At 72.2% G+C, this 24,853-nt stretch carries 23 protein-coding genes and 1 rRNA gene; 11 read left to right on the forward strand and 13 right to left on the reverse strand.

Annotated features, from left to right (window positions below; translation table 11 throughout):
* Positions 1–77: ribosomal RNA gene (gene rrf, locus ABT324_RS33465) — 5S ribosomal RNA — on the forward strand; the annotation flags it as partial.
* A gap of 112 nt (positions 78–189) precedes the next feature.
* On the opposite strand, the gene ABT324_RS31410 is transcribed toward rrf, so the two are convergent.
* Positions 190–972, reverse strand: a complete 783-nt coding sequence (locus tag ABT324_RS31410; protein WP_351184838.1) for a thioesterase family protein — start codon at positions 970–972, stop codon at positions 190–192.
* A gap of 204 nt (positions 973–1,176) precedes the next feature.
* On the opposite strand from ABT324_RS31410, the gene ABT324_RS31415 reads away from it, so the two are divergent.
* On the forward strand, positions 1,177–1,578 hold the full coding sequence (locus tag ABT324_RS31415) for a DoxX family protein (protein ID WP_351184840.1): 402 nt from the start codon (positions 1,177–1,179) through the stop codon (positions 1,576–1,578).
* Positions 1,579–1,629: 51 nt separating this feature from the next.
* Here the strand turns inward: ABT324_RS31415 and ABT324_RS31420 are convergent, their stop codons facing one another.
* The 3 genes from ABT324_RS31420 to ABT324_RS31430 form a co-directional block, all read right to left on the reverse strand.
* A complete protein-coding gene (locus tag ABT324_RS31420) occupies positions 1,630–2,343 on the reverse strand; it encodes a TIGR03089 family protein (RefSeq protein ID WP_351184842.1) in 714 nt (237 codons plus the stop codon).
* A gap of 25 nt (positions 2,344–2,368) precedes the next feature.
* A complete protein-coding gene (locus tag ABT324_RS31425; RefSeq protein ID WP_351184844.1) occupies positions 2,369–3,547 on the reverse strand; it encodes an LCP family protein in 1,179 nt (392 codons plus the stop codon).
* A gap of 87 nt (positions 3,548–3,634) precedes the next feature.
* Positions 3,635–5,041, reverse strand: coding sequence for an LCP family protein (locus tag ABT324_RS31430; RefSeq protein WP_351184846.1), 1,407 nt, complete (start codon positions 5,039–5,041; stop codon positions 3,635–3,637).
* Positions 5,042–5,654: 613 nt separating this feature from the next.
* Here ABT324_RS31430 and rfbB point away from each other — a divergent pair.
* A complete protein-coding gene (gene rfbB / locus ABT324_RS31435; protein ID WP_351184848.1) occupies positions 5,655–6,644 on the forward strand; it encodes a dTDP-glucose 4,6-dehydratase in 990 nt (329 codons plus the stop codon).
* Positions 6,641–7,564 (forward strand): dTDP-4-dehydrorhamnose reductase, encoded by a 924-nt coding sequence (gene rfbD / locus ABT324_RS31440; RefSeq protein WP_351184850.1) that lies wholly within the window; start codon positions 6,641–6,643, stop codon positions 7,562–7,564. Before rfbB ends, rfbD begins: the two co-directional genes overlap by 4 nt.
* A gap of 159 nt (positions 7,565–7,723) precedes the next feature.
* Here the strand turns inward: rfbD and ABT324_RS31445 are convergent, their stop codons facing one another.
* The 4 genes from ABT324_RS31445 to ABT324_RS31460 all read right to left on the reverse strand — a co-directional run bounded on the left by ABT324_RS31445 (position 7,724) and on the right by ABT324_RS31460 (position 13,067).
* A complete protein-coding gene (locus ABT324_RS31445) occupies positions 7,724–8,299 on the reverse strand; it encodes an SPX domain-containing protein (protein ID WP_351184852.1) in 576 nt (191 codons plus the stop codon).
* Positions 8,300–8,519: 220 nt separating this feature from the next.
* Positions 8,520–9,569 (reverse strand): glycosyltransferase family 4 protein, encoded by a 1,050-nt coding sequence (locus ABT324_RS31450; protein WP_351184884.1) that lies wholly within the window; start codon positions 9,567–9,569, stop codon positions 8,520–8,522.
* Positions 9,559–12,060, reverse strand: a complete 2,502-nt coding sequence (locus ABT324_RS31455) for a glycosyltransferase (RefSeq protein WP_351184886.1) — start codon at positions 12,058–12,060, stop codon at positions 9,559–9,561. Before ABT324_RS31455 ends, ABT324_RS31450 begins: the two co-directional genes overlap by 11 nt.
* 80 nt (positions 12,061–12,140) lie before the next feature.
* Positions 12,141–13,067 carry a glycosyltransferase family 2 protein gene (locus ABT324_RS31460; protein WP_351184854.1) on the reverse strand — a complete coding sequence of 309 codons (927 nt, stop codon included), beginning with the start codon at positions 13,065–13,067 and terminating at the stop codon, positions 12,141–12,143.
* Between the two features lie 354 nt (positions 13,068–13,421).
* On the opposite strand from ABT324_RS31460, the gene ABT324_RS31465 reads away from it, so the two are divergent.
* The 3 genes from ABT324_RS31465 (at position 13,422) to ABT324_RS31475 (ending at position 16,762) form a co-directional block, all read left to right on the forward strand.
* Positions 13,422–14,516, forward strand: coding sequence for a glycosyltransferase family 4 protein (locus ABT324_RS31465; RefSeq protein ID WP_351184856.1), 1,095 nt, complete (start codon positions 13,422–13,424; stop codon positions 14,514–14,516).
* Positions 14,517–14,598: 82 nt separating this feature from the next.
* Positions 14,599–15,729 (forward strand): glycosyltransferase family 4 protein, encoded by a 1,131-nt coding sequence (locus ABT324_RS31470; RefSeq protein ID WP_351184888.1) that lies wholly within the window; start codon positions 14,599–14,601, stop codon positions 15,727–15,729.
* A 172-nt stretch (positions 15,730–15,901) separates the two neighbouring features.
* On the forward strand, positions 15,902–16,762 hold the full coding sequence (locus ABT324_RS31475; protein ID WP_351184858.1) for a glycosyltransferase family 2 protein: 861 nt from the start codon (positions 15,902–15,904) through the stop codon (positions 16,760–16,762).
* On the opposite strand, the gene ABT324_RS31480 is transcribed toward ABT324_RS31475, so the two are convergent.
* Positions 16,759–17,121 (reverse strand): hypothetical protein, encoded by a 363-nt coding sequence (locus ABT324_RS31480; protein ID WP_351184860.1) that lies wholly within the window; start codon positions 17,119–17,121, stop codon positions 16,759–16,761. The genes ABT324_RS31475 and ABT324_RS31480 overlap by 4 nt on opposite strands.
* A 169-nt stretch (positions 17,122–17,290) precedes the next feature.
* Here ABT324_RS31480 and manB point away from each other — a divergent pair, with 169 nt between their 5' ends.
* Together manB and ABT324_RS31490 are read left to right on the forward strand one after the other, a co-directional pair.
* Positions 17,291–18,385: a mannose-1-phosphate guanylyltransferase gene (gene manB / locus ABT324_RS31485; RefSeq protein WP_351184862.1), complete on the forward strand. Its 1,095-nt coding sequence runs from the start codon at positions 17,291–17,293 to the stop codon at positions 18,383–18,385.
* A 19-nt stretch (positions 18,386–18,404) separates the two neighbouring features.
* A complete protein-coding gene (locus ABT324_RS31490) occupies positions 18,405–19,316 on the forward strand; it encodes a DNA-3-methyladenine glycosylase family protein (protein ID WP_351184864.1) in 912 nt (303 codons plus the stop codon).
* Here the strand turns inward: ABT324_RS31490 and ABT324_RS31495 are convergent.
* The 4 genes from ABT324_RS31495 to ABT324_RS31510 all read right to left on the reverse strand — a co-directional run bounded on the left by ABT324_RS31495 (position 19,301) and on the right by ABT324_RS31510 (position 23,016).
* The gene (locus ABT324_RS31495) at positions 19,301–19,855 is read right to left on the reverse strand and encodes an NUDIX hydrolase (RefSeq protein WP_351184866.1); all 555 of its coding nucleotides are present in this window, start codon (positions 19,853–19,855) and stop codon (positions 19,301–19,303) included. The two genes, ABT324_RS31490 and ABT324_RS31495, sit on opposite strands and share 16 nt — an antisense overlap.
* Positions 19,852–21,195, reverse strand: a complete 1,344-nt coding sequence (locus ABT324_RS31500) for a coenzyme F420-0:L-glutamate ligase (RefSeq protein WP_351184869.1) — start codon at positions 21,193–21,195, stop codon at positions 19,852–19,854. The genes ABT324_RS31495 and ABT324_RS31500 overlap by 4 nt, the downstream gene beginning before the upstream one ends.
* Positions 21,192–22,184: a 2-phospho-L-lactate transferase gene (cofD, locus tag ABT324_RS31505; RefSeq protein ID WP_351184872.1), complete on the reverse strand. Its 993-nt coding sequence runs from the start codon at positions 22,182–22,184 to the stop codon at positions 21,192–21,194. The genes ABT324_RS31500 and cofD overlap by 4 nt, the downstream gene beginning before the upstream one ends.
* 76 nt (positions 22,185–22,260) lie before the next feature.
* Positions 22,261–23,016: a site-2 protease family protein gene (locus tag ABT324_RS31510; RefSeq protein ID WP_351184875.1), complete on the reverse strand. Its 756-nt coding sequence runs from the start codon at positions 23,014–23,016 to the stop codon at positions 22,261–22,263.
* Positions 23,017–23,610: 594 nt separating this feature from the next.
* Between ABT324_RS31510 and ABT324_RS31515 the strand changes: the two genes are divergently transcribed.
* Together ABT324_RS31515 and ABT324_RS31520 are read left to right on the forward strand one after the other, a co-directional pair.
* Entirely contained in the window at positions 23,611–23,841 is a 231-nt protein-coding gene (locus ABT324_RS31515) for a WhiB family transcriptional regulator (RefSeq protein WP_170301702.1), read from the forward strand.
* A 179-nt stretch (positions 23,842–24,020) separates the two neighbouring features.
* Positions 24,021–24,853: glycosyltransferase family 2 protein (locus tag ABT324_RS31520; protein ID WP_351184881.1), on the forward strand; the 833-nt coding region annotated here is incomplete at its 3' end.

Consider the following 24,853-nt stretch of genomic DNA (forward strand, 5'->3'; position numbering starts at 1 on the left):
CGAACCCGGTAGCTAAGCTCCCCAGCGCTGATGGTACTGCACTCGACAGGGTGTGGGAGAGTAAGACACCGCCGACACACTACATTGAAAAAGGGTAGCCCCTCTTTCCCGGAATCCGTTCCGGGAAAGAGGGGCTACTTCTGTTTCTGCGGGAAGCAACAGCGCCCCGCCGACCGCGGGACGCTGTTGTCAGCCGAGCTGGTTGACCATGACCGCTTCGTGCGCGCTGCCCAGCAGCCCCCGCTCGTCGTAGAGCCGGGCGTTGGCCACGCCGATGCCGCTCGGCTGCACGTCGCGGTTGATCTCCATGCCGAGCCACTCGCCCTCGAACGGGCGGTGCAGGTAGAGCGTGATGTCGGTGTTGATCCACGGGCCGAAGATCGGCCCGACCGGGCTGGCCGCGCTGATGCAGTCGACCAGGACCGCGGCCCGCGCCAGCGGGCTCGCCGACTCGCCGGCGACCAGCGGTACCGGCATCCGCATCCACACCTTGCTGGTGCCGGTGGCCCGCTGGTCCGCCACCCACCGGACCTGGATCACGTCGTGCACGCCCCACCGCAGGCCGAGCTCCGGGGGCAGCAGGTGCCCGTCCGGGAGTTCCGCCGGGCCGGGGAAGGGCGCGGGCACGTCCGGGACGACGCCGTCCACCTCGCTGCGGCGCAGCAGCTGGGCAGTGGCTCGTGCGGAGGGCTTCCCGTCGACGGTGAGGACGGCTTCGCTCACCTGCAGGCGCTTGCCGGTGCGCAGTGGTTGGGCGGTGACCGACAGCGGCTTGGCTGGGACCGGGCGCACCAGGTCCACAGTGAGCCGGGCGGTGAACAGGTCGGGGTCGTCACTGGTCCGCTCCACGGCCCGGGCGAGCAGCCCGGCGACCGGACCGCCGCCGACCAGTTCGCCCCAGGGGCTGCAGGCCGCCTCACTCGGCACGAGCTGTTCGTCGGCAGCGGTGAAGAGCGCCTGGATGTCACGCATCCCCCGATGTTACTAACCGGTAGCCAAGCCTGGTACTGGTCGTTTGCCAATTTTCTGGCGACTTGGCGCGATTCTGCTGCCTGCTCCGCTGGGCGTGTGAGCATCTTCTCAGGCGAGCAAGTTACTTGAAGCTTCACGTATGCTTGCGAGCACCGCAGACCCATCCCCTCGAAAGGTCTTCCCATGCAGCACCGTCTTCGCGACATGACGGCTCTGATCGCGCGCATCGTGGTGGGCGCGACCTTCCTCGCGCACGGCTACCAGAAGTTCGTGCTCAACGGCATGGACGCGGTCGTCGAATCCTTCGACAAGCTGGGCCTGCCCCCGATCGCGGCCTGGTTCACCGCGATCGTCGAGGTGGTCGGTGGGGCTGGGTTGATCCTCGGTGTGCTGCTGCCCTTCGCGGGCGTCCTGCTCGCGGCGGTCATGGTCGGCGCGCTGTTCACCGCGCACCTCAGCGGTGGGTTCTTCTCCAGCGACGGCGGGTTCGAGTACGTCCTGGTGCTCGCCGCGGCGAGCCTCGCACTCGGCTTCAGCGGTCCGCGGTACACGCTTTCCGGACTGTTCCGGGGCAGTTCGGAGAAGTCCGAGCAGTTCGCGGCCTGAGACGCGCGGAACGGCCCGCCTGAGCTGGGCGGGCCGTTCCGCGCATCCGGGTCAGTTCCCGAGTTCGATGGTGGTTCGCTCGCTGTCGCGGCGGCTTTCGCGCTTCGCCGGGTCGAGGTTGGTGCAGTGCACCAGGGACGACCGTCCGGCGAGCACCGCGAGCAGGCCGTCCACCACACCGTCCGGCAGGCTCCACTCCAGTGTGGACAGCACGCGGTCGGTTGGGCCGATGTGCAGCTCCGCAGCCCGCTCCCGGGCGGCGGCGACGAGTTCGTCCACCGAGCGGTCGAGCAGCGCCGGGGTGTCGCCGTCGACCGGCAGCAGCGGGCTGAAGTCGTCGCCGTGCACCCGGATGTCCGACACGTAGTCGACGACTCCGTCCGGCAGGTCGCGCAGCGGGGCGCCCAGGGCGTCGAGGCCGACGGCAGCCGTGGTCCGGGCGCCCGCGCCGCTTTCCAGGTCGTCGGCGGGGACGAAGGCGACTTCCGCGCCGTGCGGGTCGTCGGTGATGTGCGCGCCGCACCACCAGGAGCCGAGCAGCACGCCGACCGTCTGCCAGTGCCCGGGCAGCGCGGCGAACACCGGCGCACCCGGTTCCAGGTCGAGTTCGTCGACGAGCCAGTTCGCCGTCTTGGCCGCCCAGTTCGCGGTGGTCGCCCGGGACAGCTCGATGCGCGCCCCGGTGGCGTCGTCGTAGTGCGTGATCAGCGGCTTGGGTGCCCCCTCGGCCAGCAGCGGTCCGAGCAGCGCCTGGGTAACGCTCATGGGTCGAGCCTAGGCCTGCGCTCCACTAGTGGACGCACGGGATGCTGCCGTCGGAGGTGATCGGCTGGTCGGGGCGGGCCGTGCCGTCCAGCTGCAGCTTCGGCTGCGCCGCCAGGCCGGGCGGCGCGCTGGCCAGCCCGGCGAAGAAGCGCTGCGTCGCGGCGGGGTCGGCGTTGATGATGCTCTGGCCGCGGTCGTCGCGGGCGTTGGTGTCCACCACCGGCATCGTCGTGAAGGTGACGCGTCCGGCCGCGATCTCCTGCATCTGCTCCACGAAGCCCAGCGGTTCCCAGCCCTCGTCCAGCACGACGGCGCGGCGGGTGGCCTGCACCAGGTCGTTGACCATCGCCGGGTCGGTCAGCGTGCCGGTGGACAGCACCTTGTTGGCCAGCGCCGCCATGAACACCTGCTGGCGGACGATCCGGTCCAGGTCGCCGCGGGGCAGGCCGTGGCGCTGCCGCACGAACGACAGCGCGTCCGCGCCGGAGATGGTGTGCCGACCGGCGGTGAAGTTCGCGCCGGAGTCCTTGTCGCTGGTGTCCTGCCGCAGGCACACCTCGACGCCGCCGACGGCCTCGGTGAGCTCGTAGAAGCCGAGCAGGTTGAGCTCGGCGTAGTGGTCGATGCGCAGCCCGGTGAGGTTCTGCACCGTCTGCACCAGCGCGCGCTGCCCGGCCAGCTGCGACTCCCGCTCGACCTCGAGCTCCGGGCGGCCTTGGGCGCGGAGCTGCCGCGCCGTGGTGCTCTTCGTCAGGCCGTAGACGGCGTTGATCTTCTCCGGACGGCCGCCGGGCACCTCTGCGAAGGTGTCGCGGGGGATTGACACCGCGGTGGTCGGGGCGTTGCTGTGCGGCACCCGGATCACCACGAGGCTGTCGGTGTTCAGCCCGCCGATGGCCTCGGTGCGCAGCTGCTTGAGCACGTCCTCCGGCAGCGGGTTGCCCTGCGCGTCGGTGCGGCTGTCGCTGCCGACCAGCAGGACGTCGGTCGCGCCGTCGTCGTCGCCCGACGTGGGTGGTGCGTCGGCGAGCACCTTGGCGGAGCTGACGTCGGAGAGCTGGTCCACCACGATCCAGCCGATGGCGGTGATGCCGAGCACGACGGCCGAGAACAGCGCGACTGCGCTGCGCCCGGCGATGCGGAACCCCGTCCGCCCGCGGGCGGTCGGCTCCGCCGCCTCGGTCTCCTGCTCCGGTTCGCCCACTTGGCCTCCCCCGCCGCGGTGCGTTGCGGGACAAGGTTAACGGTTGGCGCGCCCCAGGTCGCCCGGCTTTCGGTTGTGATGCGGACGTCAGTCCACGCAGGGGATCCCGTCTGCGGTGATCGGCTGATCGTTGATGTCCTGCTGGGGGTGCAGCGGCGGCAGCTGGCGGAACCCGTCGAGCTTGATCGTGCGCGGTCCCGCGAAGTTCTGCGCGCCCGGTCCCGCGTAGTCCTTGCCCAGGTAGACCTGGATGCTGCCGGCGGTGACGTTCGAGCTGACCTCGGTGGGCAGCCCGCCGAGGGCCTCGGCGACCTGCGCGGCGGCGGTCTCGTCACCGGCCGCGTGGTAGATCACCGAGTTGGCCATGGAGTCGGCGTTGGAGCTGCCGCCCTCCTTGAAGCCCTGCGCGGTCAGCTCGTCGAGCACCCGGGCGGCCAGGCCGCTGGCGCCGGAGGCGTTGTAGACGCCGACCGAGATCTGCGCGCGGGCCTGCTGCGCGGCCATCTTCTGCTCGCGCTCCTGGGGAGGTAGCAGGAGGTTGGCCGCGAACTGCTTGACCTCGGGAATGTTGATCGTGACGTCTTCCTTGCCGGACGGGCCGACCAGGTGCACCGGCGCGGTGTAGAACTGCACGTCCCCACCGGCGATGCCCTGCATCTGCTGCGCGAAGCCCAGCAGGTCGTCGGCCAGCGCGGGGTCCAGGGTGACCGACTTCTTGATGGCGTTGATCAGCTCGGTGAGCTTCGCCGGGTTGGTCAAAGTGTCGGAGGACATCACCTTGCGGGCGAGCCCGGACATGAACACCTGCTGGCGCTTGCCGCGGGAGAGCTCGTTGATCAGCCCGTGCCGCTGCCGGACGAACGCCAACGCGTCGGCGCCCTGGATGGTCTGCACGCCCGCGGGGAAGTCGGCGCCGGACAGTCGGTCCTTGGTGGCGTTCTTCAGGCAGACCTCGACCCCGCCGATGGCCTTGGTGATCTCGGAGAAGCCGAGCAGGTTGACCTCGGCGTAGTGGTCGATGCTGACGCCGCTGATGTCCTCTATGGTCTTGCGCAGCAGCTGCTTCCCGGCCAGCCGGGACCGCTGGGCCAGCTCCTCCTCGTCGGTGACGCCCTCTTCCTGCAGCTTCGCGCGCTCGGCGTGCATGCCGTTGTTCATCGTCTCGGTGAGCTTGGTCTTGCCCAGACCGAGCCCGACGTCGACGAGCGTGTCGCGGGGAAAGGACATCGCGCTGGCGCTGCCCCCGCCGTTGGGGATGCGCACCAGGATCATCGCGTCGGTGAGGTCGCCGCCCTCCTGAGTGGTGCGCAGTTCGCGAAGCACCTCGTCGGGCAGCGGGTTGCCGAAGGAGTCGTTGCGGCTGTCGTTGCCGATCAGCAGGATGTCGGTGGCGCCGTCCGGCGCGTTGAACCCGGAGCCGATGACGTCGGCGGTGGAGGTTCCGCCCCCGCCGGGCCGGAACATCGCCCAGCCGAAGCCGGTGGAGGTGAGCACGAGGACGGACAGCAGCGCGGTCAGCGTGCGCCCGAGGGCGCGGGCACCCCGGCCCGCATGGCCGCCGCGCCGGTCCCGGCCGCCTTTCCGACGGCTCCAGACATCGTTCTCCGGCGGAAGCTGCTCTTCGCCCGAACGGGGGGCCGAACGCTGCCGTGCTTCACTCTGCGGAGTTCGCCGACCGGGGCCGCCGGAGGGCGGCGCGTTCCCCGCGCGGCCCGGGCGTCGGCCGCTCGAGGCGGGGCCGCCACCGGTGCTGGGGCGACCTCGCCCGCTTCCGCGAGGTGGCACGGGTCTGCCAGGCTGACCCTGCGGACCGCTTGGCCACCTGGGCCGATCCTCCACGCCGCTTCCTCCTTGGCCTGCCGCGAGCGTTACACCTCAGGAAGTGATTTTGCTCGTGTTCCCAGTGCAGGCTAACGGGGCCCGTGGGTTCGGTGTGCAGATCCCAGTTTTGGCGTGATGACCCTCATAAGGGTGAGGCCTTGGTTATACGTTGCGTAACTGGGGAGCGTGGTCGGTGCCTGGCGGCGCATGCCAGACTTCGCAGGCGGCGTCCGTGCGCGGCGGTGTCCCGCGGGGCGAGGCGGGTGAACAGGAGAGAAGGGGCTCGATGCGGATTCTGGTCACTGGTGGAGCCGGGTTCATCGGCTCGCACTACGTGCGGCAACTGCTCGGCGGCGCCTACCCGGCGTACGCCGGCGCCGAGGTCGTCGTGCTCGACAAGCTCACCTACGCGGGCAACGAGGCGAACCTGGCACCGGTCGCCGACGACCCGCGGCTGGAGTTCGTGCGCGGCGACATCTGCGACCGCGAGCTGGTGACCGGTCTGCTCCGCGGCGTGGACGTGGTCGTGCACTTCGCCGCCGAATCCCACGTGGACCGCTCGATCGCCGGTGCGGACGCCTTCGTGGTCACCAACGTGGTGGGCACCAGCGTCCTGCTGCAGGCCGCGCTGGAGGCCGAGGTCAGCAAGTTCGTGCACGTCTCCACCGACGAGGTGTACGGCTCGATCGACACCGGCTCCTGGCCGGAGGAGCACGCGCTGGAGCCGAACTCGCCGTACTCGGCGGCGAAGGCGGGCTCGGACCTGATGGCCCGCTCCTACCACCGCACGCACGGCCTGCCGGTCTGCATCACGCGCTGCTCCAACAACTACGGGCCCTACCAGTTCCCGGAGAAGGTGCTGCCGCTGTTCATCACCAACCTGATGGACGGCCACCAGGTGCCGCTCTACGGCGACGGCCTCAACGTGCGGGACTGGCTGCACGTCGACGACCACTGCCAGGGCATCCAGCTGGTCGCCGAATCCGGGCGGCCGGGCGAGACCTACAACATCGGTGGCGGCACCGAGCTGACCAACAAGGAGCTCACCGAGCGGGTGTTGGCCGAGATGGGCCTGGACTGGTCGATGGTGCGGCCGGTCGCCGACCGCAAGGGCCACGACCGCCGCTACTCGGTGGACCACAGCAAGATCGTCCGCGAGCTCGGCTACGCGCCCCGGGTCGACTTCGAGGCGGGGCTGCGCGAGACCGTCCGCTGGTATCGGGAGAACCGCGCTTGGTGGGAGCCGCTGAAGGCCCGCGCGGCGGTGGCCCGATGAGCCGCCTCGCCGTCCTGGTGCCCGGCGGTCGCGGGCAGCTGGGGTACGAGCTGGGCCGGATCATGTCCGCGCGGTCCGGTGCCCTGGTGCACGCCCCGGGTTCCGCCGAGCTCGACGTCACCGACCGCGAGGCGGTGGTCGACGCGGTGGACTCCTTCGCCGAGACGGCCCGCGACGCCGAGCTGCGCCCGGTGGTGGTCAACGCCGCGGCCTACACCGCGGTGGATGCCGCGGAGGAGGACCAGCAGCGGGCGGCGCTGGTCAACACCGAAGGCCCGGCGGAGCTGGCCAAGGCCTGCCACGACAGCGGGATCCCGCTGCTACACGTGTCCACGGACTACGTCTTCAGCGGCGACGCCGACCGCCCGTACGAGCCGACCGACGAGACCGGGCCGCGCACTGTCTACGGCCGCACCAAGCTGGAGGGCGAGCGCGCGGTCCTGGAGTCCGGTGCGCGGGCCTGGGTGGTGCGCACCGCGTGGGTCTACGGTGCGCGCGGGGCGAACTTCGTGAAGACCATGGTCCGCCTGTCCCGCGAACGCGACTCGCTGTCCGTGGTGGCCGACCAGATCGGTTCCCCGACCTGGGCGGCGGACCTGGCCCACGGCCTGCTGGAACTGGCGGAACGGGTGGCCGAGCGCCGCGGCCCGGCCCAGGAGGTGCTGCACTGCACCAACACCGGCCAGACGAGCTGGTGCGACTACGCCCGCGCGATCTTCACCGAGCTGGGCCTGGACGCGGACCGCGTCCAACCGTGCACGACGGAGGACTTCCCCAGCCCGGCCCCGCGCCCGGCGTACTCGGTGCTGTCCGACGCGGCCTGGCGGGAAGCGGGCCTGACCCCGCTGCGCCCCTGGCGCGAAGCCCTCCACGCCGCCCTCGAAACCGACGGAGCAGCCCTCCGAGGTGAAGCGGGGTAACCCGGTGGGGTGCAGTTGACCATGAAACGCCGCAGCGGTGGGGAATCAGCTGGTGCGCCCCGAAGCGGCTGTGCATAATGGTGGTGCCCGATCCCGCGGGGAGAGGGAAGGAAGGCCAGGTGGCCCGGGGCATGACTGGGAGCCTGGCCTGACGTCTTTCTAGGGGTTGCACCCAGTGTCCACCTCGATGTCGTGGACCCGGTCGGCCAGCACCTCGCGAAACTCAGGGCGGCCCAGGTACGCCGCGCGACAAGCTCCTGCTATTACATCGGCTGCCCACAACATTGGCTCGAGAGGGCCAGGGCAGTGGGCTACGCGAAACTGGGCTTCCTTGGGGAGGAAGCTGCGGCGAGCAGTGGCAGCTGTCGACACGTCGCGGCGGTTGAGCTCGGCCGAGCGTGCTTCCAGTACAAGCAAGTCGACGCCAAATCCATGAAGCTCGTGGATCAGTCGAGCCAAGCACTTGGCGCGGGCCCGTTCCTGCTTCTGGCGTGGTACTGGAGCGCCGGTGACGACCACGTGCAGCCCATCGAGGTCGGCCAGGTGCTTGATGGTTCGGTGCTGCTCGTCGGGTTCCATCTCGTACCAGTGCAGCTTCCGGTGCTTTCCCCGCAGGCCTAGGAGTACCTCGCGGGCTTCTTCCGCTTCCTGGGTATCGACGATGACACTGGCAAGAACGTAGAAGCCCTGCTGTCGGTGTTCGCGGAATGATTCGTCGCCGTATGCGATGGGCACGAAGAAATACGTTACGGGGCTGGTCGAATGCCCTTTCGAGCGATACGGAAGTTGTTCCGTGGTCGCCTGATTCGGTGAGTTGCTCTGGTTCTGCGGGAAACGAGTCGACTTTCAGTCTCGGCGCGGGCATGATCTGTGGTGCCCGATCCCGCGGGGAGAGGGAAGGAAGGCCAGGTGGCCCGGGGCATTACCGGGAGCCTGGCCTGACGTCTTTCTGGGGTCAGGTCGCCGCTCGGCGGTACGCAGCTCGGGTTGCTTCGGCGCAGGCCCGCCAGGTGAAGGATTCCGCCCACGCACGACCGGCTTCCGGGTCCGGTGGGTTCGCCAGCGCTTGGTGCAGGGCGTCGTTCAGCGCCGCCGGGTCGCCGAAGGGGAAGTACGTCGCACGGCCTGCGGTGACTTCGCGGAGGGCTGGGATGTCCGTGCACACCACGGGTGTTCCGCAGGCCAGGGCTTCCAGGGCGGGGAGGCCGAATCCTTCGTCGCGGGACGGGAGCACCAGCGCGCTGGCTCCGGCGACGAGGCGGCGCAGGTGGTCGTCGGGGAGGAACCCGGTGCGGATCACCGCGCCGTCGATCCCTGGGGTGCTGGGCCCGGCGATGACCAGTGGTGGGAGGTCTGGGCCGTGCGCGGCAAGCAGCCCGGGCAGGCCCTTGCGTGGACCTTCGGCGCCGACGAACAGCAGGTACTCCGCAGGAAGTCCGCAGTGGACTCGAAGCTCGGAATCCAGCGGTGCGGCGGAGAACCACGCCGGGTCCACGCCGAGCGGCGTCACCACCACCTCCTCGCGCGGGACGTCCAGCCGGGCGCTCACCGCGTCGGCGACCGCAGCCGTCGGCGTGCACACCACGCGCGCCCGACGCACCGAACCGCGCACCAGCGCGGGGAGATCGGGCTCCGCGAGCGAAGGGTCATCCAGGAACGCCAGGTCGTGCACGGTCACCACACCCGCGGCGCGGACCGACGGCGGCAGCACGAAGTTCGTCCCGTGCACCACGTCCGATCGGCCCGCCAGCAGTTCGACGGGCGGGAAGGCGCCGCGCTGCCACAGCTTCCGCAGCACCCGGGCCGGGATCGGCGGGCCGACCGCGCGAGTTCCCGGCGGTGCGGTACCGCGCAGCTCGCGCCAACCCCGCGTGGTGAACCCGACCAGCCGGACGTCCACCAGGGACGCCAGCTCGGCGACCAGGGACGCGGTGTAGCGGCCGATCCCGGTGCGGTTGCCCAGCAGCGGTGTGCCGTCGAGCAGGACGCGCAGGTCAGCGGCCACGGAAGCGCTCACCGGCGATCCGCCGCAAGCGTCCGGTCGCCCGCTTCGCGACCTCCAGCGGGCCGCCCGCGTCCAGGTACTCGCGCAGCAGCGACAGGTCCCGGCGCACCGCTTCCGCACCGTTGATCTGCGGGCTGCGCACCAGCGGCGAGGCGGCCTTGAGCCGGTCGGCGGCCGGGCGCGGGTCGCGGCAGAACTCGGTGAGCGGCGCCAGCACCGCTTCCCAGGTGAAGCGCTCCCGCACCGGTTCGATCCGGTGGCGGCACTCGGCGGCGAACTCCTCGTCGTAGAGGACCTTCTCCAGTGCGGCGGCCAGCGCGTCCGGGTCCTCCGGCGGCACCACGACGCCGATGCGCTCCGAGCGCACCAGGTCGGCGAACGAGTCACCGTCGGTGGTGACCACCGGCAGCCCCGACCACAGGTAGTCCAGTACCCGGGTGCGGAACGCGAACGTCGTCTCCACGTGCTCGAAGTGGCTGGTCACCCCGCAGTCGGCGTCCAGCAGGTAGTTCTGCCGCTCCTGGTAGGGGACCCAGGTCTCGTTGAAGAACGCGAACTTGCCGGTGAGCCCGAGCTGCTGGGCCAGCGCGCGGGTGCGACCAGCCATGCCCATCTCCGGCACGTCCGGGTTCGGGTGCTTCATGCCGAGGAAGAACAGCCGGACGTCGGTGCGCCGCTCGGAAAGCCGGTGCACCGCGTGCAGCAGCGTCAGCGGGTCGAACCAGCTGTAGACGCCGCCCGCCCACAGCACCACCTTGTCGTCGGCGGAGATGCCGGGGTGGGTGCCCTTGATCGCCGGTCCGGTGCGGCGCGGGGCGGTCGACGGCAGGCCGAAGGGCACCACCGACAGCAGCGAGCGGACCGTCGGGTCGTTGTCGTACAGGCCGGGCGTCAGGCGGCCGAGCGAGGCCAGGTGCCCCAGCCAGAAGTGCCGCTGCCGCTCGGAGGCGCAGAGGAAGAAGTCACCCCGCCGCAACTGGGTGTTGAGCACCTTCGTGACGCCGACCAGGTCCTTGGCGCGGCGTTCGTCGTCGGTGTCGCGGCCCTGCTCGAGCAGCTCCAGGTGCATCGGGTCGTAGACGTCGCAGACCACGACCTTGCTGGACCCGACGTCCTTGAGCGAGGGCACCATCTCCAGCACGTGGCCCTGCAGCACCACGATGTCGGCCCAGTCGACGTGCGCGCCCAGCTCGCGCGGTTTGGCCGCGTGCACCTCGAACTCGGCCTGCGGCGGGCTGACCAGGTCGTTGACGCTGACCAGCCGGACCTGGTGCTCCACGGAGAGGACCTCGGCCATGTGCCAGGCGCGGATCGCCGGACCGGCCATCCGCTCGGCGACCGCGTCCCCGGTGATCACCACGACCTTGCGGGGGCGGCCGAAGACCTCGTCCAGGCCGAAGGCCTCGACCAGCGCGTCGTGCGCGGCGAGGTAGCGCGGCAGCGGGTAGGCCGGTTCCATCGCCTTGCGCATCAGCGGGACCAGGTCCGCGTCGGTGCGCACCCGCGCCTGCTGCTCCTCCTCGCGGGAGTCCTTCAGCGACGGCAGCAGTTCCACGAATTGGTCGATGGCCAGCATCCCGGCCAGCGCGGAGCGGTCGATCGGCACCGGGCCGTCGTCCTCGGTCTCGCCGCGGCGGGTGATCTCCAGCTGCGTCGGGTCGATCTCGCCGCGCGCGGTGGCCCGCCGCACCGCCAGCGCCATCGCCGCGGGCAGCGCCTTGGCCAGCGTCTCGTCGGAGACGTTCTTGTAGAGCGCGGCTAGCGCGTTGCGCTCCAGCAGGTAGTGCTCGCGGGCGGAGGAGATCTCGGCCATCGAGGCGTGGTGCCGGTGGAAGGTCAGCGACCTCGGCTCGTAGCGGACCCGCCAGCCGCGCAGGTTCAGCCGCCAGCCCAGGTCCACGTCCTCGTAGAACATGAAGAAGCGCTCGTCGAAGCCGCCCAGCGCGGCGAACAGCTCGGCGCGCACGAACAGCGCCGACCCGGTGCCGAAGAGCACGTCCCGCGCGGCGTCGTGGGAACCGTCGTCGACCTCGCCAGCGTGGCGCTTGTAGCCCATGCCGAACCAGGTCAGGCCGCCGTCGACGAAGTCGACGTGCCGACCTTCCCAGTCCAGCACCTTGCTGGCCACCGCGCCCACGGTCGGTTCGGCGCGCAGCACCGCGACGGCCGCGCGCACCCAGTCCCGGTCCGGGCGGGCGTCGTTGTTGAGGAAGGCCAGCACCTGGCCGGTGGCGTTGCGGGCGGCGAGGTTGCAGCCACCGGCGAAGCCGAGGTTGCTGCCCGACTCGATCAGCCGGGCGTCCGGGGCGGCGCTGCGGATGCGTTCCGCGCTGCCGTCGCCGGAGGCGTTGTCGACGCAGATCACCTCCAGCCGGTCGGCTGGGTAGTCGAGCTCCTCGCGCAGCGCGCGCAGGCATTCGACCGTGTCGTCCGCGCCGCGGTAGTTCACCACGATCACCGACACGAGGGGCAGGTTGCTGCGGTCCGACATCTCAGCCACGTCGTAAAGCGTGCACCATCGCGGCGGGCGCCATGCGGGGTGTCGGGAAAACTGCCGTGGTGTGCTCCGGTTCACACCCCGGACCAGGTCCGCCAGACCGCGCGTCGACGCGAAGCAGTGCTGCCGATGCGTCGGCGAGCGCGCAGCGCGGCCGGGAGGCCCGCGACGGCCTCGGCCAGGACGTCCATCCGCAACCTGACGCGGAAGTTCGCCGCGTCCGGGACCGCGCGGCGCAGCGGGAGCGCGAGCGTGATCGCCGCGAAGCGGGCCAGCTCGCGCGCGGCAACGTCCGCGGGTGCGCAGCGCAACAGCATGAGCAGGCGGTTGCGCTCGTTCCAGCGGTGGAACTGAGGCGAACCGGGTTGCGTCGTCGCGCCGTGCAGGTGCGCAGCAACCGCATCGGGCACCGAGACGATGCGATGCCCCGCCAGGCGTAGGCGCCAGGACGTGTCGGTGTCCTCGTAGTAGCAGAAGAAGTGCGCTGGGACACCGCCAGCGGAAGCCAAGGCCTCGGTGCGCAGCAGGGCTGCGCCGCCGCAGAACCCGAACACCTCGCCGGAGGCTTGAGGCGCGTCAGCGCCGTGGCCGTCGGCCGTGAGGCGGACACCCGCGGACTGCGTGCGGCCGTCCGACGTGCGGAGCACGGAGGTCGCCGCGGCCGCGGAGCGGTCCGCGTCGAGCGCGGCCTCCAGCGCCGCGAGCCAGCCGGAGGCTGGCGCAGCGTCGTCGTTCAGCCACGCGACGTAAGGCGTGCGGACGCGCGCGAGCGCGGCGGCGATGCCGCCGGCGTAGCCGCGGTTGCGGGGGAGCCGGAGGACTTCGGGGGCCGACGGGTGCGCGGCGAGCAGGTCCGCGGTGCCGTCGTCGGAGGCGTTGTCCACCACCAGTGTCCGATGTGGACGTTCCTGGGTGGCCAGGGCGTCCAGGCAGGCCTCGATGTGGTCCCGGCCCCGCCAGGTCACCACGACCACGGTGCTGCGCACCTCTTGCGACGTCACGCCCGAAGACGTTACGCGCCCCGACCTGCGCTCACCACGACCTCGCCCACCAGCAACGGCAGCGGGCGTGGGCTGGTCGCGCGGGTGGACCGCAGTTTCAATTGAAACTGCGAACCGCCCCCAGGGAAAATCGCAGTTTCAATTGAAACTGCGACCCCGGTCGGAGGCTGCGGCTCGGGCGACGTCGAGGTGGGGGCCTCAGGTTCCTCCTCGTGGAGGTCGCGCACCTCGCGGAAAGGCGTCGGTCTCCGGGAGTCGCGAGTTGCGCAGCGCCTCGTCGTGGTGGGGAACTCCACGAACTCGTCTCAGTCCCGGCTCCTCGTGGGCCTAGGGCGGGCGTGGGAAGCTGGGCGGGTGCCCGAGCTCGTCGCGATCGCGGAACAGCTGCTCGCGCCCGTCCCCGGTGGGACCGGTCGCTACACGCGGGAGCTGCTGCGCGCGCTGGCCGAGACCGCGCCCGACGGGTGGGGGATCAGCAGCGTCGTCAGCCGCAGCGGCGATCCCGGGGCCGCGCGCGTGCCCGGTGTCGCGGGCCCGCGGGTGCTGCCGCTGCCGCGGCGCGCGCTGATCGCCGCCTGGGAGCGCGGTTTCCCGCTGTGGCCGGGCGGTGACTCCGTGCACGCCATGACTCCGCTCGCGCCGCCCGCCAAGCGCGGTCGCGGCCTGGTGGTGACCGTGCACGACACCGTGCCCTGGACGCACCCGGAAACCTTGACCCCGCGCGGGGTTTCCTGGCACCGCCGGGCGATCGGCCGGGCCGCGCGGGAGGCCGACGCGCTGGTCGTGCCCACCGCCGCCGTGGCCGCCGAGCTCGCCGAGCACACCGGTGCGACCCGGCTGGAGGTCATCGGCGAGGGCGTCACACCGTCGCTGCTGGCCGAGCCCGGTGCGGCTGCGCGGCTCGACCTGCCGGAGCGGTACGTGCTGGCCATCGGCACCATCGAACCGCGCAAGGGCTACCCGCACCTGGTGCGGGCGATGGCCGAGGTCCCCGACGTCCCGTTGCTGGTCGTCGGCCGCCCGGGCTGGGGAGACGTCGACGTGCCGCGGATCGCCGCGGACTGCGGGCTGGACCACCGGGTGCGCGTGCTGTCCTCGGTCTCCGACGCCGAACTGGCGGTCCTGCTGCGCAACGCGACCGCGCTGGCCGCGCCCAGCCTCGCGGAGGGCTTCGGCCTGCCGCTGATCGAGGCGATGGCCCTCGGCGTGCCCGTCGTGCACTCCGACGCTCCCGCGCTGGTGGAGGTCGCCGGAGGTGCTGGCGTGGTGGTCCCGCGCGCCGACCCGGCGGCGTTGGCCGCCGCGCTGCGCGAGGTGCTCGGCGACTCGGCGCGGCGGGGCGAACTGGTCGCCGCCGGGCGGCGTCGGGTAGCCGATTTCACCTGGACCCGGGTGGCGCGGGAGGTCTGGGCGCTGCACCAGTCCGCCGTCGGCGACCGATCGGCATAGACCAGAACACATTTTCACGTACTCGTCCCAGGTAGGGCGTTTCGCCCCGTACGCTGCTCTGGTGCACAGAGGCGAGCCGCACATCCTCATCGACGCCACCGCAGTACCCGCGGACCGAGGCGGCGTCGGCCGGTACGTCGACTCCCTGCTGGCGGCCCTGGACGCCGACGGCGCCCGGCTCACGGTCGCCTGCCAACCGCGCGACGCCGAGCTCTACGCGACCATCGCGCCGCACACCGACGTGGTACCGGCCGCCGAGGCCGTCGCCACCCGCACCGCGCGGCTGACCTGGGAGCAGACCACCCTGCCGCTGCTGGTGCGGCGGCTCGGCATCGACGTCCTGCACTCCCCGCACTACACGACCCCGCTGGCCAACCCGGCGGCCTCGGTGGTGACCCTGCACGACGCGACGTTCTTCACCAACCCGGCGGTGCACTCGCCGGTCAAGGCCCGCTTCTTCCGCGCCTGGACGCGCACCGCGCTGCGCCGCGCGACGCTGTGCATCGTGCCGAGCGAAGCGACCGCGGCTGAGCTCGGCCGCTCCGTCGGCGCCGACCGGTCGCGGATGCCGGTGATGTACCACGGCGTCGACCCGGACCGGTTCCACCCGCCGACCCCGGAGGAGGCCCAGGCGGTCCGCGACCGGCTGAGCCTGCACGACCAGCCCTACGTCGCCTTCCTCGGCGCGCTCGAACCCCGCAAGAACGTGCCCGCGCTGATCCGCGGGTTCACCCTGGCCTGCCAGGGCCGCAGCGATTCGCCCGCGCTGGTGCTGGCCGGTCAGCCCGGCTGGGACACCCGCGTGGAGCGGGCGCTGGAGGCGGTGCCGCACCGGATCCGGGTGATCCGGGCCGGGTACCTGCCGTTCGAGCAGCTTGCCGGGTTCCTCGGCGGTGCGGACGTGGTCGCCTACCCGAGCCTCGGCGAGGGCTTCGGCCTCCCGGTCCTGGAGGCGATGGCCTGCGGAGCGGCCGTGCTCACCACGCGCCGGTTGAGCCTGCCCGAGGTCGGCGGCGACGCCGTCGCGTACTGCGGCGTCGGTGCCGGTGACATCGCTGCCGGGCTCACCGAGCTCCTGGACGACCCCACCCGCCGTGCCGCGCTCGCTGCCGCCGCCCAGCGCCGCGCCAAGGAGTTCACCTGGGCGGCCTGCGCGGCTCAGCACCGCACGGCCTTCGACCGGGCCCACCACATCCACCTCCGCGCCCGCTGACCACCTCCGGTGCGATTCCGATGGAAAACAGACGCCTGATCCCCATTGAAATCGCGTGGATCACCGACACACCCCGGCGTGTCGGCCCGCGACGCGCCGAGGAATTACAGTTTCAATTGAAACTGTGGTCAGGTGATCGGACGTCCGAGGCGGTTCGGCAGAATGTGACGGCGTGACCGACGTGCGCACTTACGGCGACGAGCTCGCCGTTGTCACCGTGACCTACTCGCCGGGCGAAACGCTGGGCCGATTCCTCGACACCCTGCCGCGGGCGACGGACCGGCCGGTGCGGGTGGTCCTCGCCGACAACGGCTCCACCGACGGCGAACCGGAACGCGCCGCCGCCGAGCACGACCACGTCGACCTGGTGCCCACCGGTGGCAACCTCGGGTACGGCGGCGGCGCCAACCGGGGTGTGGCGAGCCTGGGCACCGAGTACGGCTGGGTGGTCATCGCCAACCCCGACCTCGAGTGGCAGCCCGGATCGATCGACGAGCTGCTGGCCGCGGCGAAGCGCTGGCCGCGCGGCGGGTCGTTCGGCCCGCTGATCCGCGAACCCGGCGGCGAGGTCTACCCGTCGGCCCGGATGCTGCCCTCGATCGGCCGCGGCGCCGGGCACGCGGTGTTCGGCAAGATCTGGCCGGGCAACCCGTGGACCCGCGCCTACCGGCAGTCCGAGGCGGAGATCACCGAACGCCCGGCCGGGTGGCTGTCCGGCTCGTGCCTGCTGCTGCGCCGCGAGGCCTTCGACTCCATCGACGGCTTCGACCCCCGCTACTTCATGTACTTCGAGGACGTCGACCTGGGCGACCGGTTGCGCCGCAAGGGCTGGCTCAACATCTACGCGCCGAAGGCCGAGGTCATGCACATCGGCGGCCGCTCCACCTCGAAGGCGGCCAAGCGGATGCTGCTGGAACACCACCGCAGCGCCTACCGCTACCTCGCCGACCGCCACCCGGGCCCGCTCTGGGCGCCGCTGCGGCTCGCCCTGCGCGCGGCGCTGGCGCTGCGCGCCCGCATCGAAACCCGCTAGTACTGGGGGTACTGCTGCTGGTTGGCCTGCGAACCGAGCGGTCCGAACTCGTTCGGGCCGCGCTGCGCGTGGTACGGGTTCGGCGGCAGCCCCTGCCCGTAGTCCTCGGTCGGCCAGGCCTGCTGCTGCGGGTCGGCCTGCTGGTACTGCGGGTGCGGGTGCTGCTGCGGTGGCGGCCCGGACGAGGGGATCACCTGCGTGGTGTCCGGCGGGGAGTCGGCCTGGTCGACCACGTCGCGGGGGATGCGCACGGTGTTCGCCGCGTCCATCGGAGAGGTGGCGTTGTCCGGGGTGACGACGAACGCGCCGCGTGCCCGCGCGCGAGCAAGTGCTTCGTCGGCTCGAAGGCGCGGGTCCATGGGGATGCCCTCTCAGTCGTTCGCAGTGGTCCGCCGGGGGCGGGCGTCGAGCCGGGCACGGCCGTTGGGGGACGGGCCCGGTGTTCATTATGCCGTTGCCCCTGCCAGAGTATTCCCCCCAATGGGTTTTCGTCAGGGAAGTCCGTCAGGTAGAGGAGGACCTAAGCCGATGTCCGCGGATGATCGGGATGCGCCGTCGACGGCGGAGGCCGTCGTGCTGGTCGGTGGGCGGGGCGTTCGGCTGCGCCCGCTGACCCTGTCGGCGCCCAAGCCGATGCTGCCCACGGCCGGGGTGCCGTTCCTGCGCCACCTGCTCTCCCGGATCCGGGCCGCTGGCATCGAGCACGTGGTGCTGGGCACCTCCTACAAGGCGGAGGTGTTCGTCGAGCACTTCGGCGACGGCTCCGAGCTCGGCCTGCGGCTGGAGTACGTGGTGGAGCCCGAGCCGCTGGACACCGCGGGGGCGATCCGCAACGTGGCGGACCGGCTCAGCGCCGACGACGTGCTGGTGTTCAACGGCGACATCCTCTCCGGGGTGGACCTGACCGAGCTGCTGGCCACCCACCGCGACAACGCGGCGGACGTCACTCTGCACCTGGTCAAGGTCGCCGACCCGCGCCGGTTCGGGTGCGTGCCGACCGACTCCGAGGGGCGGGTCACCGCGTTTCTGGAGAAGACCGAGGACCCGCCGGTGGACCAGATCAACGCCGGTTGCTACGTGTTCCGCCGCGAGGTGATCAACCGCATCCCGGCGGGGCGGCCGGTGTCGGTGGAGCGCGAGACGTTCCCCGAGCTGCTCGCCTCGGGCGCGCGCGTGCAGGGCCACGTCGACACCTCGTACTGGCTGGACATGGGCACCCCCGAGGCTTTCGTCCGCGCCTCCGCGGACCTGGTGCTGGGGGCCGCGCCGACCCACGCGCTGCCGGGGGAGCGGGGCGAAGCCCTGGTCCTGGACGGCGCGTCGGTCGCCGCGAGTGCCCAGGTCAGCGGTGGCAGCTCGATCGGCGCCGACTGCGTCGTCGGTGACGGCGCGCACGTGGTGGGTTCGGTGCTGTTCGACGGGGTCCGCGTCGAGGAGGGCGCGGTGGTCGAGAACAGCGTGGTCGGCGCGGGCGCGACCATCAGCGCTGGTGCGGTGCTGCGCGGCGCGATCATCGGTGATGGTGCGCACATCGGCGCGCGCTGCGAGCTGCTCGACGGCATCCGGGTCTGGCCGGGCGTGGAACTGCCCGAGCACGGTGTCCGCTTCTCCGCCGACTGCTGAGGCATACCCTCGGAGGGCGATGACTGACGCGCTGACCAGGACCTGGGCCCCGCCCTACCCGGTGGACCTGCCCCGGGTGCTCGCCCCGTTGCGCCGCGGTAGCGGCGACCCGACCACGCGGGTCGACCCCTCGGGCGCGGTGTGGTGGGGCACCACGACACCGGCCGGGCCGACCACGTTGCGGCTTCGGAGGAACCGCGCGGGTGAGGTCGAGGCCACGGCGTGGGGTGAGGGCGCGCACCTGGTGCTGGACGACATCCCGGGCCTGCTCGGCGCTGCCGACGATGCGAGCGGGTTCGTCGCCGTGCACGAGATCGTGGAGCGGGGGCAGCGCGCCTCGCGCGGCGTGCGGCTGTGCGCTTCCGGACGCGTGTGGGATGTGCTGGTCGCCGCGGTGCTGGAGCAGAAGGTCACCAACCGCGAGGCGTGGCGCTCCTGGCGAGAGCTGTGCTGGCGCTTCGGCAGCCGGGCGCCGGGGCCGGTGGAGAAGCTGTGGGTCGTGCCGGACCCGCAGCAGCTGCGCCGCATCCCGGACTGGGAGTGGCACCGGGCGGGCATCGACGGAGCCCGCAGGCGCACGCTGCTCGCCGCCGCCTCGGTGGCCAGGAGGTTGGAGCGCGCAGTCGAGCTGCGCGGTGTGGAAGGGCGCGAACTGCTGCAGAAGGTTCCGGGCATCGGCCCGTGGACGGCGGCGGAGATCGCGCAACGGGCGTGGGGCGACCCGGACGCGGTGAGCGTCGGCGACTACCACCTGCCGACGATCGTCGGCCTCGCCCTGGTCGGCCGCCCGCTCGACGACGCGGGCATGCTCGAAGCCCTGGCCCCCTACGCGGGCCACCGGCACCGCGCGGTCCGCTACCTCGGCGCGGCGGGCGCGTCCCGCCCCCGCCACGGCCCCCGGATGCCCGCCCGCGACTACCGTGCCATGTGAGGTCGGGCCCGCTGGCGGGCAGCGGTGATCAGCGGGCCGATGTCGGTGTTGTCCGGGAGGGCGTCCACCGGCCACCAGCGGAGGTCGAGGGACTCGTCGCTGCGCGTCGGCTGCGCGCCCGCCGGGGCCCGGACCACGAAGCGCACGTCGAAGTGGCGGGTCGGCTTGCCCAGCGAGCAGGTGATCGGGTGCACGTCGAGGTGCACCGGCTCCGGGTCCACCACCAGACCGTCCACACCGGACTCCTCGGTGGCCTCCCGCAGCGCCGCCCCGGACAGCGTGCTGTCCTCGGGCTCGCAGTGCCCGCCCAGCTGCAACCACGTGCCCACCCGGGGGTGCAGGGTGAGCAGCACGTTCTCGCCCGCGGCGTCGAGCAGCACCGCCGAGGCCGTCACGTGCCCTGGTTCGCAGGCCCGCAGGCAGCCGTCCGACCGGGCGTCCAGCAAGGTTAGGAAGGCGTGCCGCAGCGCCTCCTGCTGCGGGTCGGTCGGGCGCCATTCGCCGAGCACGCGCAGCGCGTCGGCCTGAGGTCCGCTCACAGCTCCACCAATCCGTCGTCGAGGTCGCGGGGCTCGCGCGGTCCGGTGACCGGTTCGGCCGGGTGGCCGACCGCGACCGCACCGAGCGGCTCCCAGGATTCCGGCAGGTCCAGGGTCGCGCGCACCACATCCGGGCAGAACAGCGTCGAGGACACCCAGCACGAGCCGAGCTCCTCGGCCGCCAGCGACACCAGGAGCCCCTGCACCGCGGCGCCACCGGCGACGGTGAACATCTGGCGCTCGGCGTCCTCGCGGCGCTTGTCCGGGTAGTCGTGCGCACCGTCCCGGACCAGGAACGGCAGCACCAGCTCCGGGGCGGCGTAGAGCAGGTTGCCCCGGTTCACGCGCCGCTGGGCGGCTTCCTCCGGCATGCCGTCGGCCCGCAGGTCGTCCAGCCAGGCCGTGCGCATCGCGTCCAGCAGCTTCGACCGCAGCGGGCGGTCGCGCAGCCACACGAACCGGACCGGGCGGGTGTGGTGCGGCGCAGGTGCGGTCAGGGCCGCGCCGATCGCGCGGCGCACCGCCTCCTCGCCGACCGGGGCGTCCGCGAACTCCCGCACCGAGCGGCGCACCAGCACCGCCTCGCGGCGGCCCTGCGCCAGCGCCTCCGCCGTGCCCATCGCGAACAGGTCGTCGTCGACCGTGCGCACCAGGTCCCGCGCGGTCGAGCCGTTGTCCACAGTGGTCAGGCCGCGCACCACGGCAACCGGGACCGCGCCCAGCTTGCCCTTGACCAGGTCCGCGGCGGCGGCGATCTCGTCGGCCACCGCCACCAGCGTCACGGCCAGCGCGTTGCCCTGCGAGTCGGTGCTGCCCGCGTAGTCGTGCAGCACCGAGATCCCGGCCGCGCCGATCGCCGCGTCGGTCTGCCCGACCCGCCAAGCCCGGCCCATCGTGTCGGTGACCACCACGCCCACCTGCACCCCGAGGCGCTCGGCGAGCGCGGCCCGCAGCCGGCGCGCGGAGGCGTCCGGATCCTCCGGCAGCAGCGCGATCTGGTCCTGCGGCACGTTCGAGGCGTCGATGCCGGAGGCCGCCTGCACGATGCCGAGCTTGTTCTGGGTGATCAGCGTCCGCCCGCGCCGGGCCAGCACGTGCGTGGCCTCGGCCAACACCAGCTCGCGGCGCAGCGCGTCGCGCTGCTCGGGGTCGGCCGGGGTGGGCACCATCCGCCCCTCGACCTTGGACACCACCTTGCTGGTGACCACCACGACGTCGCCGTCGCTGAGCCACGGGGCGGCCGCCGAGATCGAGGCGGCCAGGTCGTCCCCGGGGCCGAACTCGGGCAGGCCGGGAACCGCGAAGACCTGCAGTCCGCTCGTCGCCGCGTGGTCCCTCATCGCGCCTCCCGCGCCAGCTCGAACGCCGCCTCCGCCATCGCGGCGGTGGCGTCCACATCGGACATCAGCAGCGGCACCGCGCGCACCCGCGCGCCGGGGACCTCGGCGGTGTCGCCGGTGTGCACCAGCCAGCCGTCCAGGATCCCCTCGGCGTCCTGCCGCGAGCCGTAGTGCCTGCCGACGGCCTCGGCGGTGCTGTCCACCCCGATCGCGGTCAGGCAGGCGTCGGCCATGCCGCGCAGCGGTCGGCCGCCGACGATCGGGGACAGGCCCACGACCGGCGCCGAGGACTCCCGCAGCGCGGCACGGAAACCGGGGACCGCCAGCAGGGTGCCGATGCTGACCACCGGGTTCGACGGCGCCAGCAGCACCACGTCGGCCCCCTGCAGCGCGTCCAGCACCGCGGGCGTCGGCTTCGCCTCGTCGGCCCCCACCGGCACGATCGCGTGGGCCTTCGGCTCCGCGCGGTACCGCACCCACCACTCCTGGAAGTGCACCGCCCGCTGCTCGCCGGTGCTCGGCTCGTCGATGGCGACGTGCGTCTCCACCCGGTCGTCGGTCACCGGCAGCAGGTGGACACCCGGCCGCCACCGGTCGCACAGCGCCTCGGTGACCGCCGACAGCGAGTAGCCCGCGCGCAGCATCCGGGACCGCACCAGGTGGGTGGCGATGTCCCGGTCGCCGAGCCCGAACCAGGTCGGTTCGGCGCCGTAGGCGGCCAGCTCCGCCTTGACCGACCAGGTCTCCTCGACCCGGCCCCAACCCTTCGCCTCGTCGATGCCACCGCCGAGGGTGTACATGCAGGTGTCCAGGTCCGGGCAGACCCGCAACCCGTGCATCCACACGTCATCGCCCACGTTGACCACCGCGGTGACCTCGTGCTCGGACTGCTGCTCCGGCTCGCCCACGGCGGGCAGGCCCAGCGCCGCCTTCACCCCGAGCAGGAACCGCGCGCCACCGACCCCGCCGACCAGAACTACGACCTTCACGCCCCGATCCTCGCACGGCCCCCCGGAGCCCAGGGCGCGAACCTGCGCTGCCGTCCCGCCACCCGGGACGAGCCCGTCAGAACCCGAAGACGCTGCGGAAGATCGCCTGGCCGTACATGGTCGTGGTGATGTCACCGCCGACCAGGCCGAAGACGAAGTAGGCCAGCTCGAAGAACAACCGGCCGACGAACGAGACCGCGAACAGCAGCAGGAACAGCACCAGCGGCGCCCACGGACGGGCCCGCTCGCCCAGGTGCCGCGCCCGGGGCGACAGGTACGGCTCGACCGCGCCGTAGCCGTCCAGGCCCGGGATCGGCAGGATGTTCAGCACGAAGGCGATCACCTGCAGGAAGGCGAGGTAGGACAGGCCCGCCGCCAGCCCGAGCGGCATCGGCACCACGGCCACCGCGGTGGCGATCAGCAGGCCCAGCACCAGGTTCGTCAGCGGCCCGGCCAGCGACACCATGGACTCGGCGCGGCGGGAGCGCAGCGCGTGGTGGTTGATCCACACCGCGCCGCCGGGCAGCGGGATGCCGCCGAGCGCCACGAAGAGCAGCGGCAGCACGATGCTCAGGACGGGGTCGGTGTAGCGGCGCGGGTCCAGCGTCAGGTAGCCCTTCGCGCGCACCGAGAGGTCGCCGCCGCGCAGCGCGGTGACCGCGTGCCCGAACTCGTGCAGGCACAGCGAGGTCGTCCAGCCGCCGAGCACGAGCAGCAGGACACCGGAGGTCAGGGCGAGCTCGCTGTCGAACGTGGCCAGCACGCCACCCAGCGCGGTCAGTCCGAGGAAGGCCAGGAACAGGGGGCTGATGCGGGTCGCGGAGGTCTTCACGTCCTCCAGTGTCCACGAGCCACCGAGCCGGGGCGGGCGGTCTCGCGCGGCGAAGATGACCTTGCGGTGGTATCCATGATCTTGGGACTCCGCACGGGGGATTCGTTCCGGCGGACGGAGTACCGGTGCTGCGCCGAAAGCGCGTGCCCGGTGGTGCCCGGTGGCGGTGCGGTGGCGCTGTCCGGGTGTCCCCCTACGGATGGTCTCCGCTTGACCGCAAGGAGCTACACGGGTGTAATCACAGCAGTGTCATTCACCGTTGAAACGATCACCCCTCGGGAGGGGGAGGTCTGGTCAGCGGGACGACCGGGTGCGGGAGACCTGGTCGGGCACGGGTCGATCGAGGTGCCGTCCGCGGAGAGGGCGGACGGCACGCCTGGTCGGCGACGGCACCGCCGTCGGAGTGCGGGGTCCTCGGAGGGGGGACCAGGCCGCCCGCGAGCAGGAGTGCGTCCTGTTCCGGTCCTGGGGAGGGCCGGTGGGATCGGGAGAATCGGGGGAGATTCAACGATGTGGGAATCGGGAGACAGCCGCTTGGCGGAGCGTGGGGACGCATCCGTCGCGGAATTCGACGTTCTGGCCGAACTGTTCGAAATGTCTGAAGAAGAGCAGGAATGGCAGGAACGTGCGCTCTGCGCGCAGACCGACCCGGAGGCGTTCTTCCCGGAGAAGGGCGGTTCCACCCGGGAGGCGAAGCGGATCTGCGCGGGTTGCGAGGTGCGCTCCGAGTGCTTGGAGTACGCGCTGCAGCACGACGAGCGCTTCGGCATCTGGGGCGGACTGTCCGAAAGGGAGCGCCGCAAGCTCAAGCGCCGCGCCGTGTGAGCCGTCCGCTGACCGGGCCTCTCCCCTGCTGGACGGCCAGCGCGCTGCGGTGACGTCGACCGCCGCGGGGCCGGGTGGCCGCGCCGCCGGGCTGGCGCAGATCGTTTCGGCGGGTTTCCTTCTGCTGTTGGTGCATTACCGTTCGTGCGGTGGTGGATCTGGTCGGCAGGAGGAAGTCTGTGAGCGCGCCGGTGCTGGCGGTGGTGGTGTGTCGGGACGGCGAGCTGTGGTTGCCGGGGGTGCTCGCCGCCCTCGCTGAGCAGTCGGAGAGACCGCGCCGCGTGCTCGCGGTGGACACCGGATCGACCGATGGCACCGCGGAGCTGCTCGCACAGGCCCGCGCGGACCAGGTCGTCGACGACGTGCTGACGCTGCCGCGGGACACCTCCTTCGCCACCGCCGTCGCGGACGCCGTCGCGCTGGGCAAGCGCCGCTGGGCCGACCCCGGCCGCTGGTTGTGGTTACTGGACGGCGGCACCGTGCCCGAGCCGAACCGGTTGGCCGGGTTGCTGGCGACCGAGGACCCGACCACGGCCGAGGTGGAGCCGGGCAGGCTGATCCGCCGTGCCGTCTTCGAGCGGTTGGAGCGCCGACCTTCGCCGTCGCCGCGGGACAATGCCCGCGGTGGTCTCCTCAACCGCGGCCGGGTGTTGCGGCTGCTGTCCTCGCCGCTGTTCGTGCTCACCGCCGCACTGCTGCTGTTCGCGCTGATCAACGCGCTGGTCGCCGGCCGGCTCGGGTCCGACCTGGCGGGCGGGCGGCTGCTCCCGGTGGCCGACCTCGCCACCACCTGGCGCGACTACCTGGCCGCGTGGCACCCGGTCGCCGGTGGCACGGGGTCCCCGGCGTCGCCGTCGCTGCTGGTGCTCGCGCTGCTCGGCAGTGTCCTAGGTGGACCGCCGGTGGTGGTGTCGGCCCTGCTGCTGTTCGGGGCTCCGCTGGCCGGGGTGAGCGCCTACCTGGCGACCCGGTCGCTCCCGGTCCCGCGACTGCGCCGCGCGGTCGCCGCCGG

It is taken from the genome of Saccharopolyspora sp. NPDC000359 (genome assembly GCF_040300525.1).
GTDB lineage: Bacteria > Actinomycetota > Actinomycetes > Mycobacteriales > Pseudonocardiaceae > Saccharopolyspora.

Bases quoted from the DNA above. Each gene is read 5' to 3' on its own strand.
- ABT324_RS31410 (WP_351184838.1), bottom strand. From the start codon at position 972: ATGCGTGACATCCAGGCGCTCTTCACCGCTGCCGACGAACAGCTCGTG.
- ABT324_RS31415 (WP_351184840.1), top strand. From the start codon at position 1,177: ATGACGGCTCTGATCGCGCGCATCGTGGTGGGCGCGACCTTCCTCGCG.
- ABT324_RS31420 (WP_351184842.1), bottom strand. From the start codon at position 2,343: ATGAGCGTTACCCAGGCGCTGCTCGGACCGCTGCTGGCCGAGGGGGCA.
- rfbB (WP_351184848.1), top strand. From the start codon at position 5,655: ATGCGGATTCTGGTCACTGGTGGAGCCGGGTTCATCGGCTCGCACTAC.
- rfbD (WP_351184850.1), top strand. From the start codon at position 6,641: ATGAGCCGCCTCGCCGTCCTGGTGCCCGGCGGTCGCGGGCAGCTGGGG.
- ABT324_RS31455 (WP_351184886.1), bottom strand. From the start codon at position 12,060: ATGTCGGACCGCAGCAACCTGCCCCTCGTGTCGGTGATCGTGGTGAAC.
- ABT324_RS31480 (WP_351184860.1), bottom strand. From the start codon at position 17,121: ATGGACCCGCGCCTTCGAGCCGACGAAGCACTTGCTCGCGCGCGGGCA.
- manB (WP_351184862.1), top strand. From the start codon at position 17,291: ATGTCCGCGGATGATCGGGATGCGCCGTCGACGGCGGAGGCCGTCGTG.
- ABT324_RS31490 (WP_351184864.1), top strand. From the start codon at position 18,405: ATGACTGACGCGCTGACCAGGACCTGGGCCCCGCCCTACCCGGTGGAC.
- ABT324_RS31500 (WP_351184869.1), bottom strand. From the start codon at position 21,195: ATGAGGGACCACGCGGCGACGAGCGGACTGCAGGTCTTCGCGGTTCCC.
- ABT324_RS31515 (WP_170301702.1), top strand. From the start codon at position 23,611: ATGTCTGAAGAAGAGCAGGAATGGCAGGAACGTGCGCTCTGCGCGCAG.